Source organism: Pseudomonas sp. (assembly GCF_030150285.1).
Taxonomy (GTDB): domain Bacteria; phylum Pseudomonadota; class Gammaproteobacteria; order Pseudomonadales; family Pseudomonadaceae; genus Aquipseudomonas.
Genome location: NZ_JASLGE010000001.1, coordinates 17,657 through 33,202, shown reverse-complemented (window position 1 = coordinate 33,202; position 15,546 = coordinate 17,657). Strand labels below are relative to the sequence as shown.

General features: G+C 60.2%; 13 protein-coding genes and 1 pseudogene. 7 read left to right on the top strand and 7 right to left on the bottom strand.

The window, feature by feature from the left end:
- A pseudogene (locus Q1W15_RS00145) lies at nt 1-162 on the top strand (4-hydroxy-2-oxovalerate aldolase); the annotation flags it as partial.
- A 60-nt stretch (nt 163-222) separates the two neighbouring features.
- The gene (locus Q1W15_RS00140) at nt 223-1,617 is read left to right on the top strand and encodes a GntP family permease (RefSeq protein WP_300719346.1); all 1,395 of its coding nucleotides are present in this window, start codon (nt 223-225) and stop codon (nt 1,615-1,617) included.
- 18 nt (nt 1,618-1,635) lie between these two features.
- On the opposite strand, the gene Q1W15_RS00135 is transcribed toward Q1W15_RS00140, so the two are convergent.
- A complete protein-coding gene (locus Q1W15_RS00135) occupies nt 1,636-2,388 on the bottom strand; it encodes an IclR family transcriptional regulator (protein ID WP_300719344.1) in 753 nt (250 codons plus the stop codon).
- A gap of 116 nt (nt 2,389-2,504) precedes the next feature.
- A complete protein-coding gene (locus Q1W15_RS00130; RefSeq protein WP_300719342.1) occupies nt 2,505-3,905 on the bottom strand; it encodes an FAD-linked oxidase C-terminal domain-containing protein in 1,401 nt (466 codons plus the stop codon).
- A gap of 139 nt (nt 3,906-4,044) precedes the next feature.
- On the opposite strand from Q1W15_RS00130, the gene Q1W15_RS00125 reads away from it, so the two are divergent.
- On the top strand, nt 4,045-4,764 hold the full coding sequence (locus Q1W15_RS00125; protein ID WP_300719340.1) for a GntR family transcriptional regulator: 720 nt from the start codon (nt 4,045-4,047) through the stop codon (nt 4,762-4,764).
- 54 nt (nt 4,765-4,818) lie between these two features.
- Here the strand turns inward: Q1W15_RS00125 and Q1W15_RS00120 are convergent, their stop codons facing one another.
- The 3 genes from Q1W15_RS00120 to can form a co-directional block, all read right to left on the bottom strand.
- Complete coding sequence (locus Q1W15_RS00120; RefSeq protein WP_300719338.1) at nt 4,819-5,703, bottom strand: Dyp-type peroxidase; 885 nt, start codon at nt 5,701-5,703, stop codon at nt 4,819-4,821.
- 96 nt (nt 5,704-5,799) lie between these two features.
- Nucleotides 5,800-7,116 (bottom strand): PAS domain-containing methyl-accepting chemotaxis protein, encoded by a 1,317-nt coding sequence (locus tag Q1W15_RS00115; RefSeq protein ID WP_300719336.1) that lies wholly within the window; start codon nt 7,114-7,116, stop codon nt 5,800-5,802.
- A gap of 235 nt (nt 7,117-7,351) precedes the next feature.
- Nucleotides 7,352-7,996, bottom strand: coding sequence for a carbonate dehydratase (gene can / locus Q1W15_RS00110; protein WP_300719334.1), 645 nt, complete (start codon nt 7,994-7,996; stop codon nt 7,352-7,354).
- 153 nt (nt 7,997-8,149) lie between these two features.
- Here can and Q1W15_RS00105 point away from each other — a divergent pair, with 153 nt between their 5' ends.
- Nucleotides 8,150-8,566 carry a serine kinase/phosphatase gene (locus tag Q1W15_RS00105; protein ID WP_300719332.1) on the top strand — a complete coding sequence of 139 codons (417 nt, stop codon included), beginning with the start codon at nt 8,150-8,152 and terminating at the stop codon, nt 8,564-8,566.
- A gap of 667 nt (nt 8,567-9,233) precedes the next feature.
- Here Q1W15_RS00105 and rimI read toward each other — a convergent pair.
- Both rimI and Q1W15_RS00095 read right to left on the bottom strand, forming a co-directional pair.
- The gene (gene rimI, locus Q1W15_RS00100) at nt 9,234-9,686 is read right to left on the bottom strand and encodes a ribosomal protein S18-alanine N-acetyltransferase (protein ID WP_300719330.1); all 453 of its coding nucleotides are present in this window, start codon (nt 9,684-9,686) and stop codon (nt 9,234-9,236) included.
- A complete protein-coding gene (locus tag Q1W15_RS00095) occupies nt 9,679-10,455 on the bottom strand; it encodes an energy transducer TonB (protein WP_300719328.1) in 777 nt (258 codons plus the stop codon). Before Q1W15_RS00095 ends, rimI begins: the two co-directional genes overlap by 8 nt.
- 179 nt (nt 10,456-10,634) lie before the next feature.
- On the opposite strand from Q1W15_RS00095, the gene mksB reads away from it, so the two are divergent.
- From mksB to mksF, 3 genes are read left to right on the top strand one after another with little or no spacing between them, the layout of a single operon-like run.
- Nucleotides 10,635-11,912: an Mks condensin complex protein MksB gene (gene mksB, locus Q1W15_RS00090; protein ID WP_300719326.1), complete on the top strand. Its 1,278-nt coding sequence runs from the start codon at nt 10,635-10,637 to the stop codon at nt 11,910-11,912.
- Complete coding sequence (gene mksE / locus Q1W15_RS00085) at nt 11,902-12,546, top strand: Mks condensin complex protein MksE (protein ID WP_300719324.1); 645 nt, start codon at nt 11,902-11,904, stop codon at nt 12,544-12,546. The genes mksB and mksE overlap by 11 nt, the downstream gene beginning before the upstream one ends.
- Nucleotides 12,543-15,377 carry an Mks condensin complex protein MksF gene (mksF, locus tag Q1W15_RS00080; protein ID WP_300719322.1) on the top strand — a complete coding sequence of 945 codons (2,835 nt, stop codon included), beginning with the start codon at nt 12,543-12,545 and terminating at the stop codon, nt 15,375-15,377. The genes mksE and mksF overlap by 4 nt, the downstream gene beginning before the upstream one ends.
- Nucleotides 15,378-15,546: the final 169 nt, after the last annotated feature.

Below are 15,546 nucleotides of genomic sequence, written 5' to 3'. Positions count from 1 at the left end.
GTGTACTCGAGCTTCCTGCGCCACGCCGAAGTCGCGGCGGCCAAGTACGGCCTCAAAACCCTCGACATTCTGGTCGAACTGGGCAAGCGCCGGATGGTCGGCGGCCAGGAAGACATGATCGTGGACGTGGCATTGGATCTGTTAGCCGCCCGCGGGCGCTAACGAAGGCGCAGCAGCACCGCTCATCCTGACTTATAACTAAAATAATATGGAGCTTCGCCGATGGAAGTTGTTGTCATCCTTGCCGCTCTGGCGTTTCTGATATTTATGGCCTACCGAGGCTATAGCGTTATTATCTTTGCCCCCATTGCCGCCTTGGGGGCCATCCTGCTCACCGAACCCGCCGCTGTTGCACCGGCTTACTTCACCGTCTTCCTGGAAAAGATGGCCGGGTTTATCAAAACCTTCTTCCCGGTGTTTTTGCTGGGAGCCGTGTTCGGCAAGATGATTGAGGTGTCGGGCAACTCCCGCGCCATCAGCGGGGCTCTGATCCGGTTGGTGGGCGGGCACCGCGCCATTTTGGTGATTGTGCTCGCCTGCGCCATCCTCACGTATGGGGGCGTGTCCCTCAACGTGGTGGTGTTTGCGGTGTACCCGTTTGCCGCTGAACTGTTCCGCCAGGGCCAGATCCCCAAGCGTCTGATCCCCGGCACAATCGCGCTGGGTGCCTTTACCTTCACCATGGATTCGCTGCCCGGCAGCCCGCAAATCCAGAACATCATTCCCACCACTTTTTTCCAGACCAGCACCTGGGCCGCACCGTGGTTAGGCACCATTGGCGGGGTAATGATTTTCGCCGCCGGCATGCTGTACCTGGAGTCGCGCCGCCGCGCCGCCTTGCGCGCCGGGGAAGGTTACGGCACGGGCCACATCAACGAACCGGAACCGGCCGATCCGAATGAAAAGCTGACCCACCCGCTGATTGCGCTGTTGCCGTTGGTGGTGGTGTGTGTGGCGAACTTCTACCTGATCAAGCTGATCCCTCAGCTGTATGGCAGCCAATACAGCCTGTCCATTGGCGGCATGACCGCGCCGGTGGTGATCGACATTAAAACCTACGCCGCCGTGTGGGCGGTGCTCGGTGCCTTGATGGCCGGGATACTCACGTTGTTGCTGACCCGCGGCCACGTGATCATGCCCAAGTTTATGGAAGGCAGCCGGGCTGCCGCCAGCGGTTCGATCCTGGCCTCCATGAACAGCGCCTCCGAGTATGGTTTTGGTGCCGTCATGGCGATTCTTCCAGGCTTCGTCGTCGCCGCAGCGGCCCTCAAGGCCATTCCCGACCCGCTCTTTAACGAAGCTATTTCCATCACGGTGCTGGCGGGGCTCACCGGTTCTGCCATTGCCGGCCTGAGCATTGCGCTGGGGGCCATGGCCGATACCTTTGTTGCCTCTGCCCATGCGGCCGGCATTCCGCTGGAGGTGTTCCACCGTATCGCATCCATGGCCAGTGGTGGCATGGATACCCTGCCTCACAACGGTGCTGTGATCACGCTCTTGATCGTGTGCGGGCTCAGCCATCGACAGTCGTATGGCGATATTTTCGCCATCACCATCATCAAGACGGTCGCGGCCGCCCTGGCCATTGTGCTGTTTTACACCACCGGTATTGTCTGACCGACAGCGCCGCTTGCATCAGCCGCCCAACTCGCGGCCGATGCAGGTGGCGCAGTGCTGCACCACCGCAATCAGCGCCAGCCTGCGCGCTTCATCCATGTACTGCACCGTGCTCGATACGCTGACCGCGCCAACAATTTGCTGGCTGGCATCACGGATAGGCACGGCCACGCAGCGGATCGACTCATCATCTTCACCCAGATCGAACGCATAGCCCCCCGCCGCATAACCGCGCATCAGCGCCAGCCATTGCGCCTCGTCATAGCTGACACTAAAACCACTGGCCGCATCCTGTCGGAATACCTCAACCCAACGCGCTTCGCTGGCATCCAGCAACAACGCTTTGCCCACCCCGGTGCTGCACAGCCGCTTGCGCCCGCCAATCAACGAACTGATCTGAACGGCCCGAGAACCGGCAACTTTGTCCAGGTACACCACTTGGTCATCGAGCATGGTTGCCAGGTGCACGGTGTCGTGGGTCTGGTCGGCCAGAGCCTGCAGGTGCGGTCGGGCACGGGTGGCCAGGTCTGACTGGCGATGGGCCTTGAAGCCCAGTTCGATCAAGTGCGGCCCCAGGCTGTAGCCCTTTCGCGCTTCAAAACGCAAATAGCCAACCTGCACCAACGCCGAGGCCAGCCGATGCGTGGTACTGGTTGAGAGCCCCAGGTGGGCACTGATTTGCGGCAACGTGGTGAGGCCATCTGCAACGGCATCGACGACTTCCAGCCCGCGAAAGAGGGTCTGGCTAGCGAGTTGGCGAGGAGGTTTCATAAGCAGGCGCAGTCAACGGTTGGGGCAGGCATTCTACCCTGCTCCGCCCTCGGGTAGCAGCCCAATGCCTTCAGCGCACACAGGGGCGCTGAAGGCGCGGGCCTTGCGCCCGCCCGTTAAGCGTCCGGCAACACTTTGCCTGGGTTCATCAACCCGTGCGGGTCCAGCGCCTGCTTGACCAAGCGCATCACCTCCACGGCGGCACCGTATTCAAGGGTCATGTATTTGCGCTTGCCGCACCCTACGCCGTGCTCGCCGGTGCTGGTGCCGTCCAGCGCAATGGCGCGCTCCACCACGCGCTCGTTGAGTGCTTCAGCTTCGGCCATTTCGACCTCGTTATCCGGGTCGACCACCAACGCCAGGTGGAAATTGCCATCCCCCACATGCCCGACCACGCCCACAAAGAACGAAACCTTGGCGGCATCTTCCGCAGTTTCAGCGATGCATTGGGTGAGCGCTGAAATCGGCACACACACGTCGGTGCTCCAGATGCGGGCATTCGGGCGCATGGCCTGCATCGCGTAGTGAACATTGTGCCGCGCCCGCCACAGGGTGTTGCGGGCATCCGCATCAGCAGCGGCCTGGAAGCTCAGCGCACCGTGGCTTTCGACAATTTCCCGGGTCAGCTCTACCTGTTCCGCCACGCTGGCCGCCGAACCGGCGAACTCAAAAAACAGCGTTGGCGTTTCGACCAGCCCCATGTGCGAAAAGTTATTCACCGCCTGCACCGTGCGCGCATCCAGCAACTCCACCCGCGACACAGGAATGCCGTATTGAATGATGGACACCACCGCACTCACAGCCTCGGCAATCGCCGGGAACGTGCAGACCGCCGCCGAGGTGGTTTCCGGGATGCCATACAGGCGCAAGGTCACTTCTGTGATGATCCCCAGCGTACCTTCCGAGCCCACAAACAAACGGGTCAGGTCGTAGCCCGCGGCTGATTTACGTGCACGGCCGCCGGTTTTGATCACCTGACCGTCAGCGAGTACCACGGTGAGGTTCAGCACGTTCTCGCGCATAGTCCCGTAGCGCACCGCGTTGGTGCCCGAGGCGCGGGTCGCCGCCATGCCGCCCAGGGTGCTTTCACCTCCCGGGTCGACTGGAAAGAACAACCCGGTGGTACGCAGTTCGGCGTTGAGTTGCATGCGCGTAACACCGGCCTCGACCGTCACATCCAGGTCGTCGGGGCGCACGCAAATAATCCGTTGCATGCGGCTCAGGTCGATGCAGATCCCGCCCAGCGTCGCGCCGACATGGCCTTCCAGCGAGGTGCCGCCGCCAAACGCAATGATTGGTACACGGTGGGCGGCGCACAGTTTGACAATGGCCGACACCTCTTCGGTGGTGTGGGCATAGCACACCGCATCCGGCGGTAATGTCGCGTGGTAAGACTCACCACGGCCATGCTGCTCGCGTTCGGCGCGGCGGGTACTGACGCGGTCGCCGAGCCGTTCGCGCAGCGCCTCGATCAATAAAGGCAAAGAAGGTGACTGAAGCGCTGGGGTAGAAGCCATGGAGACGTCCATATTATTGTTGGAGGGCGAATCTAAGGTACAACAACTAGTATACAATTTAAAGGCATCTATTTCCGCTATCATGACGCCCCACAAGCCTTGAGCGTCGACTCGGCACTGACAAAACTGCGTAAATCCGATGAGTAAACCCGTAGAGAGATCCCTCGCCGTACGCCTGGCCGCTGACATCCGCGAGGCCATTGTTTCGGCTCGTCTGGACCTTGGCGAAGCGCTGTCCGAAGAGAGCTTGGCAAGCGCTTTTGCGGTGAGCCGTACGCCGGTTCGCGAAGCCTTGGCCATGCTGCAGACCGAAGGGCTGGTGAACATCGTGGCCAAATCGGGCACCTACGTGTTCAGCCCCACCGAAGACGATATCGTCGAGCTGTGCGAGCACCGTGTGACCTTGGAAGTCGAAGCCTCGCGCCGAGCCTTGGAACGCAACCCTGAAGCCACGTTACAGGCCATGCAGCAGGCCCTGGCGGACATGATCAGCGCGCTGGAACAGGACGACCGCTTGCGCTATGGCGCGGCAGACACTGCGTTTCACTTGAGCCTGTTCACGTTCAGCGGCAATCGTTACCTGATGGATGCCTACGAACGCAACCTGGGCCGTGTCGCGGCGTTGCGCACGCACTTGGCCCGCCGCGCCCGGCATGAGCCGGACCGGTCATTCATGGATCACCGACGCATGATTGAACTGGTGCAAGCCGGCAAGCAGGCGGCCTTGGCCAAGCTGCTCAGCCGGCATATCCTGCGCACCCGCGAGGTTTACATCGCCACGTTGCGCGAACGCCTGGAGCAACAGAACCAAAGCGGCGACCGTGTGGAGAAAATGCGCCGCAAACTGCGGTTGCAATAGGCGCAAGCGGGAACGTCACCGGGCGGTTTCGCTCCCTTTATCGGGTACCGAGGCTCAGGCCCTGTTCAGCGCGCCCAAGTCCAGACGCCCGTCCTTGAGCGGTGGGCACCAGTAATAGCCGCCATTCAACGGCCGACTAAAGCGGTACAACCCATCGACGATGCCGTCTTCAAGGCCGCTCATGCGGCGCAGTTGCACTTCAAAGGCATTGAGGGTGCGGCTGAACGACACAAACATCAGGCCCGACTTGCCGTTTTCAGTCCACGGCAGGGAACGCCGCACGGTGAAGGCTTCAGGGCTGAAACTCTCTTGCGCCGTGCGTTTAACGTGGGCCGATTCCGGTGCATCCTCCAGCTCTTCGTTATCGCTCTTGCGCCGGCCGATGATGTTGTCCTGCTCGGCTTGTGGCAGCGCGGCAAAACCGTTCAAGTCATGCTGCCACTGCTGGACCGCCACAAAGCAACCGCCATCCAGCCCGGCACCGGCATTCGTGACGATCGCCGCTTCAACCGCTGCCTCATCCACCGGGTTTTCGGTGCCATCTTCGTAGCCGGTCAGGTCGTGGTCGACGTTGTAGCGAAAGCCTTCCGTCACTTGCAGCAGGTTGAAGGCCGGTGCCAGCGCCGTTTCGATGGCCTGGCTGCGATGCAACAGTTCCCCGCGGTCGGTACCCAGCAACCACAACCACAGGGCGTGCTGGGTCGACGGGTTCTCGACCATTGCGTTGAGTGCAGGGAACACGCGCAGCCCAGGCACTTTAGCGCCCAGGGCCAATACCAGCGGTGACCCGAAACCCGCCACTACGCTTTTGCCATCGGCCCACTGCGACAACGTGTCGAGTGCCGCCGGCAAGGCTTCTACCGACTTGATTGCAAAAAACATATAGCGCGCCTGGGTCGGCACGGGTTTGGCGAGGATGCCAGGCTGGTAGAGGCTCATAAAAACTCCTTTGGAAAGCCCCGAGTTTACTCCTAACCGTACTTTTTCCGTCATCAAGCGACTAAATTCTTACGCGTCTTAGTCGTTTAAGGTCACTCAAGATGCCAGTTGGTTGGCAAACTGGCCGACCGCGCTGACCACTTTTTGTGCGCCGTCCTGAATTTCGACAATCACCGTCCCGGCCTCGGCGGCCAGCGCCAGCCCTTCCTCGGCTTGCTCCTTGCCTTCCCCCATCAATTCCACCGCACTGCGGGCCATGTCCTGGTTTTTGCGGACCACGCCGATGATTTCTTCGGTGGCCTTGCTGGTGCGCGAGGCAAGCTGGCGCACTTCATCAGCCACCACGGCAAAGCCCCGGCCCTGCTCACCGGCACGCGCCGCTTCAATCGCGGCATTGAGCGCCAGCAAGTTGGTTTGTTCAGCAATCGAGCTGATGGTTTTAACAATGCTGGCGATCACCATCGATTGCTCATTCAGCGCTTCAATGCCGTCACTCGCCTGCTGCATATGCCTGGCCAGGTTCTGCATGACCTCTACCGCCTGCGTGACCACCTGCGTGCCGCGCTGTGCGCTGTTATCGGTTTGTAACGACGTGCTGTACGCGATACCGGCGGCCTCGGACACGGCCTGCTCCCGATGAACCTGGTCTGTGATCACCGTGGCAAATTTCACGACTTTGTACAGCGCGCGGTTGGCGTCAAGCACCGGGTTATAGGTGGCCTCAAGCCACACATCCCGCCCCTGGCTATCCACCCGCTGAAAGCGCGCGGCGACAAACTCACCCGCGTTCAAACGCTTCCAGAACGTTTGATACTCAGCGCTGTTGTATTCCTGCGCGGAGCAAAACAGACGGTGATGTTTACCCTGAATTTGCGCCAGGCTGTAACCCATCGCCTTGAGGAAATGCTCATTGGCAGTAAGCACTTCACCGTCGAGGTTGAATTCGATGACGGCCGTGGAACGCATCAGCGCGCTCATCAGGTTTTCATGCTCACGCGAGGTTTCGATGGTGCGCGTCAAGTCACTGGAAATGATCGAAAGGCTCAGCACGCGGCCACTTGAACTCAGAATCGGCTGCATGATCGAGCGCAGCCAGGCTTCCTGCCCATTGCCACGCAGCAACCGCACCGTGCCGCTGTAATGTTCGTGGCGGGTCAGGGCCGCGTTGAAGCGCAGGTAATGCTCATCGCTTCTCAAGTGCTCCGGCACCAGTTCATCAAGGTGGCGGCCCAGCAGTGCAGCGCCGGTGTAGTGCATCTGCTGAGTGAAGTTGTCATTAGCCGTTTCGATGCGCCCATCGGTTGCGAGGGACAGCACCAGCATTTCACTGTCGAGACTCTCCCGCACTTGCTGCAGGCTGGAAATTTCTTCGCGAAGAGCCGCAAGCTCTTGCTTCAAGCGTGTGTTGAACATGGAACACCTGGATGAGGAGGAGTCAGCGTGAAACAACATCGGCTCTGGGCGATTTTTCTGGAGCCTTGGAAATGACCGTTCATCGAAAAAAATCTGGGGGTGTTCACCTGACACGGCCTTGTCGATAAAGCCGACATACCGGCCGTGATAACCGGCTTACCTGCGTCGAAAAAAAACGACACCTGGCATGGGCCAGCGAAGCCTCAACCCGACCGATCGGGCTGAGGGCATTGGATCAGACCGGTTGCACCGGCCTCAGGCGATACTGCGGCGGTAGCTGGTCAAGGCCGCTGATGGTGGTGTTCAGGCTCTTCCAACGACCGTCCTTGATCCCGTAAATGCAACCATGCACCGACAGATTCTGCCCGCGATGCCAGGCGTTTTGCACAATGCTGGTGTGCCCCACATTGGCCACCTGCTGGATCACATTGAGCTCGCACAAACGGTCCACTTGTTCTTCTTCGGTCGGCAACAGCGCCAACGCCTCGCGGTTCTCGTAATACAGGTCGCGAATTGAACGCAGCCAGCCATCGATCAGGCCCAGTTGCTGGTCCTTCATCGACGCTCGCACGCCGCCACAGCCATAGTGGCCGGTGACCAGAATATGTTTGACCTTCAACACATCCACCGCGTACTGAATCACCGACAGGCAGTTGAGGTCCGTGTGCAGCACCACGTTGGCCACGTTGCGGTGAACGAACAGGTCGCCCGGCAACATGCCCACAATCTCATTGGCCGGTACGCGCGCATCCGAACAGCCTATCCACAGGTACTCCGGCGTTTGCTGGCGGGCCAGTTTGGCGAAGAAATCAGGATCTTCCTGTTTGATCGCATCGGCCCAGCGCTCGTTGTTATCAATCAGATCTTGTAATTCGTTCATCAGGTAAGGCCTCAAGAGTTGATGCGCAGCTTTGACTGTCGACCGACGGTCGGGGTCACGCGGGCTAATGCCAATTCCAGTGGTCGGGTGGGTGGAATTTTCAGGATTGTCTAGGCTCCACCCTATCAAGGACCGACAACATGAGGAATGACCATGACTGATTCACGCCGCCCGTTTGGCGCAGATGAGCCTGCAGAAATCGACGACACCGAAGACCGTATGGGCTCGCTCGAACCGCTGGACTTTGATGACGATGACGGCCATGAGCCGTTGACTGACCTGCTGAGCGATGAAGAGTACCACCGCCATGTCGCCGCCCATCGCCCGCGTAACCGCGAACTAAGCGGCGCAGCGTTGCCCGGCCGGGACTCAAGCCCGGACGACCTGGATGCCGACATGCTGACGCCTGAAGACGGTGCGCGGGATGCTCAGGAAGCCACCCAATCGCGCGGCGGTGCAGCCGATTGGGACTTGAGTGTCGTCGATGAAGAGGAGATTGGTGCAGGCCACGGTCTGGATGAGGCGGAACTGGCCGAGATTGACCCGGTGGGCCGTAAAGGCACGGATTAAAGTAGGTTAAAAGATCGCGAGCAATCGAGCGTCGACTGGCTGCGCCTACGAATGGCAGCGTTTGTAGGAACGAGCTTGCTCGTGATCTTTTGATCTGGCTTTTGATCCAAGCCCCCCCTTAAACCACGCTGGCCTCACACCAGTTTTGTGCAGAGGGTAACCCGGCAGGACGCCGGAACCTTAAGTGGCCGTGACCGCAGCAATGGATAGGATTGCTGAACAACAGCCCGGCACCGCTTTTAAAGATCAACAGATCGCGAGCAAGCTCGCTCCTACGCGCGCCCCTTGAACCACGCGGGGCTCGCGCCGGTTTTACGCAGCGGGACCACGAAACAAGACCTGTAGGAACGAGCTTGCTCGTGATCTTTTGATCTGGCTTTTGATCCAAGCCCCCCCCTTAAACCACGCTGGCATCACACCGATTTTGCGCAGTGGGTAACCCGGCAGGACGCCGGGTTAGCCGCGACACGGCCAAGGATGGCCGATCGCGGCGTGCCCAATGGATAGGATTGCTGAACGACAGCGCGGCACCGTTTTTAAAGATCAACAGATCGCGAGCAAGCTCGCTCCTACGCGTAAACTGATGTGCGGCCCCAGTTCTTTGCGCGACAGCGCGGCGCCTCTTGCAGGCGTCAGTACGTCTGCAAGAGCGCGTGGTCAACGTGGGTTAATCCACCAGCGTGCAGGCCATGACCACAGCGTCTTCGCGCCCGCCTACGGCCGGGTAGTAGTCACGGCGGCGGCCGATTTCGTTAAAACCATAACGCTCGTACAACTTGAACGCGGCCGTGTTGCTGTCGCGCAGTTCCAGGAAGCACTCGCGGGCCTCGTGCTGATAGGCAATAGACATCAGGTGCTCGAGCAATTTGAGCCCCAGGCCACGGCCCTGACTCTCGGGTTTGACCGTGATGTTGAGCAGGTGTGCTTCATCCAGAATGATTTGCACCACGCCGTGACCCACTTGCTGCTCCCCTTCAAACATCAGCCAGATATGGTATTTACCCAGCCCGTCAAGAAAGATGCCCCGCGTCCACGGGTGGCTGAAGGCGGCGTATTCGATCTTCAACACCGCATCCAGGTCCGCCTCGGTCATCGGGCGAAAGCTTACCGCGTCACTCATTGCTTGGTTTCCAGCGCGCCATCAGCCGGCGCATGGCTTGCCACACATCCGCTTTGCGGTGCGGCTCTTCCATTAACAGTTCCAGGCCCGGCAGCGCCCAGGCGCAACCCAGCCCTTCAATTTCAAGTTCACGATTGAACGACTCGGCATTGGCCTCACCGGCAAACCGCACTGCGGGCAAGCCAATCAACCACAGGCAGGCGCACTCGGCCTCTTCCAGACGCGCCATCAAGAAGCCCTGCACAAACTCCTGCGCGGCGTCCGGGCCCTGGTCAACGTTGCCACGGCGCAGCAACGGCCAGCGTACCGGCTCGCCGATGATTTGCGGGCTGTCGGGCAAACCGGCAGCCCGAAGCATGTCTTTCAACAACAGATACGCCGGGTCACGGCTCTGGAACGCGCTGCCTGTGGGTAACTCCACCAGCACCAGACAGCGCCCGGCACGCAGTAACTGCAACGCAAAACGCGGCGGTGGCAAGGGCACTGCCTTGGCCACGACAGGCGCGGCGTCGACCGTCACCACAGGCTGGGTGCCCGGGCGCGGGGTCACCGTTGGCCGAGGAATATTGACGCGTGGCCGTTCGGCCGCCGGCGTCGGCGCAGCCGTCGGTTTGGCCACAGGCCGCTCAATCACCGGCTCTGCGGGCGGTTCAGGAAGCACCAGCAGTTCAGGCCGCGACGGGGCGGCGAACGGCAATTCAGTGCGCGGTAACCAATTGACCACCTGCATGGCAGTCAAGTAAGCGCGGCGGCGGGACTCGTCTAACAAGGGTCGGCCATCTGTGGATAACGAAGAGAGCGGCGATTCTACCGCCCTTCTGCCCTTCTCGCCCGCAGTTGATCGCTAAACGGTTGATTGACGCCCGCGGCCTGCCATCGCCAAGTAATGACTCAACGACGCGTTGCAGTACAATCGCGACCTTTCATTGCCAATCGACCGGCCCTCCCATGATCGAACCCAAGCGCGTTTTACGTGCCCTCGCCGAACACTGGGCGCTCCTTGAGCCTTTGTGCGAACACTTCGACCAAGGCACCTTGAGCCTCAGCGAATTGCGCCTGCAACTGGCCGCGCATCAAGTAGACAGCACCGCACAGGACATCACCTCGGTGCTCGACAGCTGGATCCGACTGGACATTCTGGTACCGGTCGCCAAAAGCCCGAACCGCTTCGAACTCAATGCCCAGATTCACGACTTTCTGGCCTACCTGAGGCGCGAGCACCGCTTGGGCCTGTGCCTGGAAATCGAAGCCTACCTGCACCATCTGGAGCGTTTGGCCGGTTACATTCAGGATGCTTTCGACACCCGTGACGGCAACGACCTGGCGCGTCAGTTACGGCTGCTGGACATGCGCGTGCGCGATGTTCTGAAAAAACTCGCAAACGATGAACAGGCGTTGGTCGCCGTGGCCGAGCGGGCCAAGACCAGCGACCGCCAGATTCCCTTGCGCCAGCGTTACGCCGAAGTACTGGCCACCTGGGACGAGTACGTCGAGCCAATGATTCAACTGGTCAATGCTGACGGTGCCTTTGAGCAGGGCGTGCGCAAAGTCGAGCAGGTGCTGCTGCGCTTGCTCGGTGAGCAACAACGCCTGGGCCACCTGGTGGATGACGACAGGCTGTTGCGCACCCACGCCCGTATCCTTGAAATGCAAACCAGCGCTCAATTGACCTTGCGCCATGCCCGCGAACTGCTGCTGCCGCTGCGCGAAGAGGCGCGCCGCCACAACGCGGTCACGCGCGGTGCCGCCCTGGCGCTGGCCGCAATCCGCCGCAAAGGGCTGGACGCCGTGCCGCAAGCCGCCATGCCGATGTTCACTCGCGCGCAAAGTACCTTTTTGGGCAGCGCCAGCCAGGTCGAGGCCTACGTGTACGCCCTGGCCCGGTTTGAGCCCAAGCCCGCGCAGTTCCCCAAAGCCCATAAAAACCAGAGAGGCGAGGCCCCCAAAGCCCCGCGCACGGTCAGAGAAATGCTCGACCGTTGCAGCGACGCGCTGCCCCTGCCCGACCTGATGAGCTGGCTGCTGGAACAGGAACCCAACGGCGACACCGACGAGTTGCTGTACTGGTTCTCTCGCCTGTCCCGCGAAAAACGCTTCGTGCGCGAGCGCCTTGAGCGCCGCGATTACCACACCCACGAACATCAGGTGAGCCTGCGCTCCTTCGCCCTGCTGTCCCGCCGCGAAGGCACCGCCGAACCGACTGCGAGCCCACACCATGCATCTTGATTTGTCTGAACTGCCCCAACTGGCACCGATTTTTCGTGAACTGTTCAAGGGCTATCACATCAGCCGCCGCGACCCCGAGCTGTACACGCAACTGTCGAACTTCCAGGACGCGTACCGCACCCTCTTCAAGGCACTGGGCTTTGAGCTGGTGTGTGACACCCGCGGCTTTTATTACTTCGTGCCCGACACCGCCACCGCGCAGGTCAACAAGACCGCTCAACGCTTGGCGCTGTTCACCTTTATCATCGTCGAGCACCTGGCCGATCAGGGCCGCGACCCGATTGCCGTACTCGATGGCGGCAGCCTGGGCCGTGACGAATTGCCCGCCCTGCTGGATAAATACCGCGACCTGTTCGTGCAAGCGGAAGTCACGACCCAAGACGAACTGGAAGAGAAAATCATGCGCCGCATGACTCAGCTCGGGTTCGCCAGCGAAGAAAACGGGGTTTACCGCTTTCTGCCGCCCATGCACCGGTTTCTCGATGTGTGCCTGTCGGTGCAGCAAGACCGTGACCTGGCGGCCAGCCTGCACAGCATCTTGCCGTTACCGACGCCGGTGCTGGTGGATGACAGCGACGAAGACGCCACGCTGGCCCGCGCCATTGCCGATGAGCAACAGGAGATGGACGCATGAGCCAGGAACGTTACGGCATCCGCCGTTTTGCCTTGCTGAATACCGCCGGTTACAGCTTGGGCCTGTTCCCGCTGGAACACCCGCTGTCGGTGTATGGGGCCAACAACCTGGGTAAATCCGCCTCCATCAACGCCTTGCAGTTTCCGATCCTGGCGCGCATGTCAGACATGAGTTTCGGCAAGTACAGCCTTGAACAGTCGCGGCGCTTTTACTTCGCCTCAGATACCAGCTACATCCTCGTTGAAGTCTCCCTGCCCCACGGCCCCCACGTGATCGGCGTGGTCGGGCGCGGGCCGGGGGGCGGTTTCGGGCATCAGTTCTTTGCCTACGCCGGCACACTGGACCTGGCCCATTACCAGAAAGACGACACCTGCCTGCGGCAAAAAGAGCTGTTCAACAACCTTGAGCGCAACGGTCTCAAAGCCTATGAACTGAAACCCGATGAACTGCGCCGCTTGCTGGTAGGCGGGCACACGTCCATCCCGCTGGACCTCACGCTGATCCCGTTGCGCTCCACCAGCGAACAAAGCCTTAAAACCTTCCGCGCGCTGTTTATCAACTTGCTGCACATGCGTGAAATCACCGCCGCCAAACTCAAGCAGTTGTTTTTGGATGCGTTCGAACACAGCCTGCGCTCCGGCAGCGTGGATTACATCGCTGCGTGCGAAGAAGCGTTCCGCGATGTTCGGCGCATGGAGCAAGATTACAACGCACTGGTCGGCGCGGGGCCTTTGGTCGAGTCATTGGCGGCCGGTGTGCGCCAGCGCGACCTGTTGCGCGGCAAGCTGCATCGCCTGTCGCCCTTGCTGGACTCGTTGCTGGGCACCTGGCAGGACTACGCCGGGGCCCGCAAGGAAGAGCTGCTGAGCCAGTCCGAGTTCTACCGCAGCGAGCAGGATGCGCTGCAAAACGATCAACGCAGCAGCACCCAGGAACTGATGCGCCTGGAACGTGAAATCTCTGGACTCCAGCGCTGGCTGGGCGAGCTGTCGGTGCTCAAGCATCGCTTTGCGCTGGTGGATGACGTAAGAGTGCTGGAGCAGCAATTGCTGGCCGCCAAGGATGCCCACGACGAACTCGCCGGTGCCCTTGCGCAGTCCCGCCAGTTCAGCGTCGAAGACCTGGACGAACGCCTGCGCGACCTGGAAAAACGCCTGAAGTCGGTGAAGCAACAGCTCGATCACGCCGACAACAACAGCTATGCCCGCCTGCGCGAAGAATTCTCGCAGCCGGATGTAGAACGCCTCATGCGCCTGTTTAACAGCGCGCTGTTCAGCTTGCCGCTAGGCGAGCACGGTATTGCGTTGGATGACAGCGACGCGTGGGTCAAATCCCTGGAAATGATCCTCGATGGGTTTAAAGGCGAACGTTTTGAAGCGCCGGGATTGTCCATCGACCTCAGTTCCATCGAACCACCCGCCCTGCAAGCGCTGGCCGATCGCGCCGCGTTGCGCGAGCAAAAGGAGCGGCTGGAAAAAGAACTCAAACAGCTAAAAACGCAACAAGCCGTGACCAGCGACCGCACCGCCAGCAAAAGCGAAGCCGAGGCGCTGTACCAGCAGGTGCTGGATGCGCAAAAGGCCCTGGAGGACTTCCGCCGCGCCCAAACCTTGAGCGCCGAGGAGCACGAAAAACTGGAGCAACTGGCCCAGGCCGAAGCTGCACAGGATGAGTTGAAGCGCTCAAGCGACGCCTTCACTGAGCGCGTGCAACAGTTGTCGGCCAAATTGCAGCTGGTCGGGCGCCAGATTGGCGACATGGAAGCCAAACAACGCACCCTGGATGACAGCCTGCGCCGCCGCCAGTTACTGCCCGCCGACCTGCCCTTCGGCACGCCATTCATGGACCCGGTCGACGACGCCATGGACAACCTGCTGCCGCTGCTCAATGACTATCAGGACAGTTGGCAAGGTTTGCTGCGCTGCGACGGCCAGATCGAAGCACTGTATGCGCAAGTGCGTTTGAAAGGCGTGGCCAAGTTCGACAGCGAAGACGACATGGAGCGCCGCCTGCACCTGCTGATCAACGCCTACGCGCACCGCAGCGAAGAAGCACTGACCTTGGGTAAGGCACGCCGCGCGGCCGTGACAGACATCGCCCGGACCTTGCGCAACATCCGCAGCGACTACGACAGCCTTGAACATCAATTGGCGCTGTTCAACCGCGAGATCAACAAACGGCAGGTGTCCAACCTGCAAAGCTTCCGTATTGTGCTGGCCCCCAACAAGGAGGCGCTCAAACATATCGATCAGATTATCCACAGCGCCGGGCAGTACGAAGAAGGCGAAACCTTATCCGTGTTCGACCTCAGCCAAAGCGCCGAGCAGGACAGCAAGAACGAAGAAGCCAAGGAGTACCTGGCGCGACTGGTGGCCGCCAACCATAACCAGTTGGGCCTCAAGGACTTGTTTGAGCTGGCGTTCGAGATCACCAAGGTCAACGGCCAGCCGGTGATTCACACCGACATCGACGGCGCTGCGTCCAACGGCACGACCATGACCATCAAGGCGCTGACCAACATGTATTTGTTGTTGCACTTGATGGACCGTGATCTGGCCGGGCGCATCCGCTTGCCGTACTACCTCGACGAAGCGGCCGATATCGACGAGAAAAACCAGACCGCCCTGCTCGAAACCAGCCTGCAACTGGGCTTTGTGCCCATTCTGGCCAGCGTAAAACCGCAAGTGTGCGCCCATGTGGCCATCGACCTTGAAGGCGGCAGTGGCCCCAACGGGATTTACATCGATGAGGACGATTGGAAGTACATTCGCCGTCATGACGAGGCAACGCCCGACGCGGCGGCTTCGGCTCCCCCACTCGCAGTTGAATGAAGCTTAACGCCTCCGCGTTAAACCTAAGGCCGTGATCATTGATCACGGCTTTTTTATTTTCACGCCACTGACTTCCATAACGTAGGAATAATTACCTCCCCGCAAGAAAATATAAAAAATCTTTGTTAATCAAATAATTAGATAACATTATTTTTATATTATTTTTCAG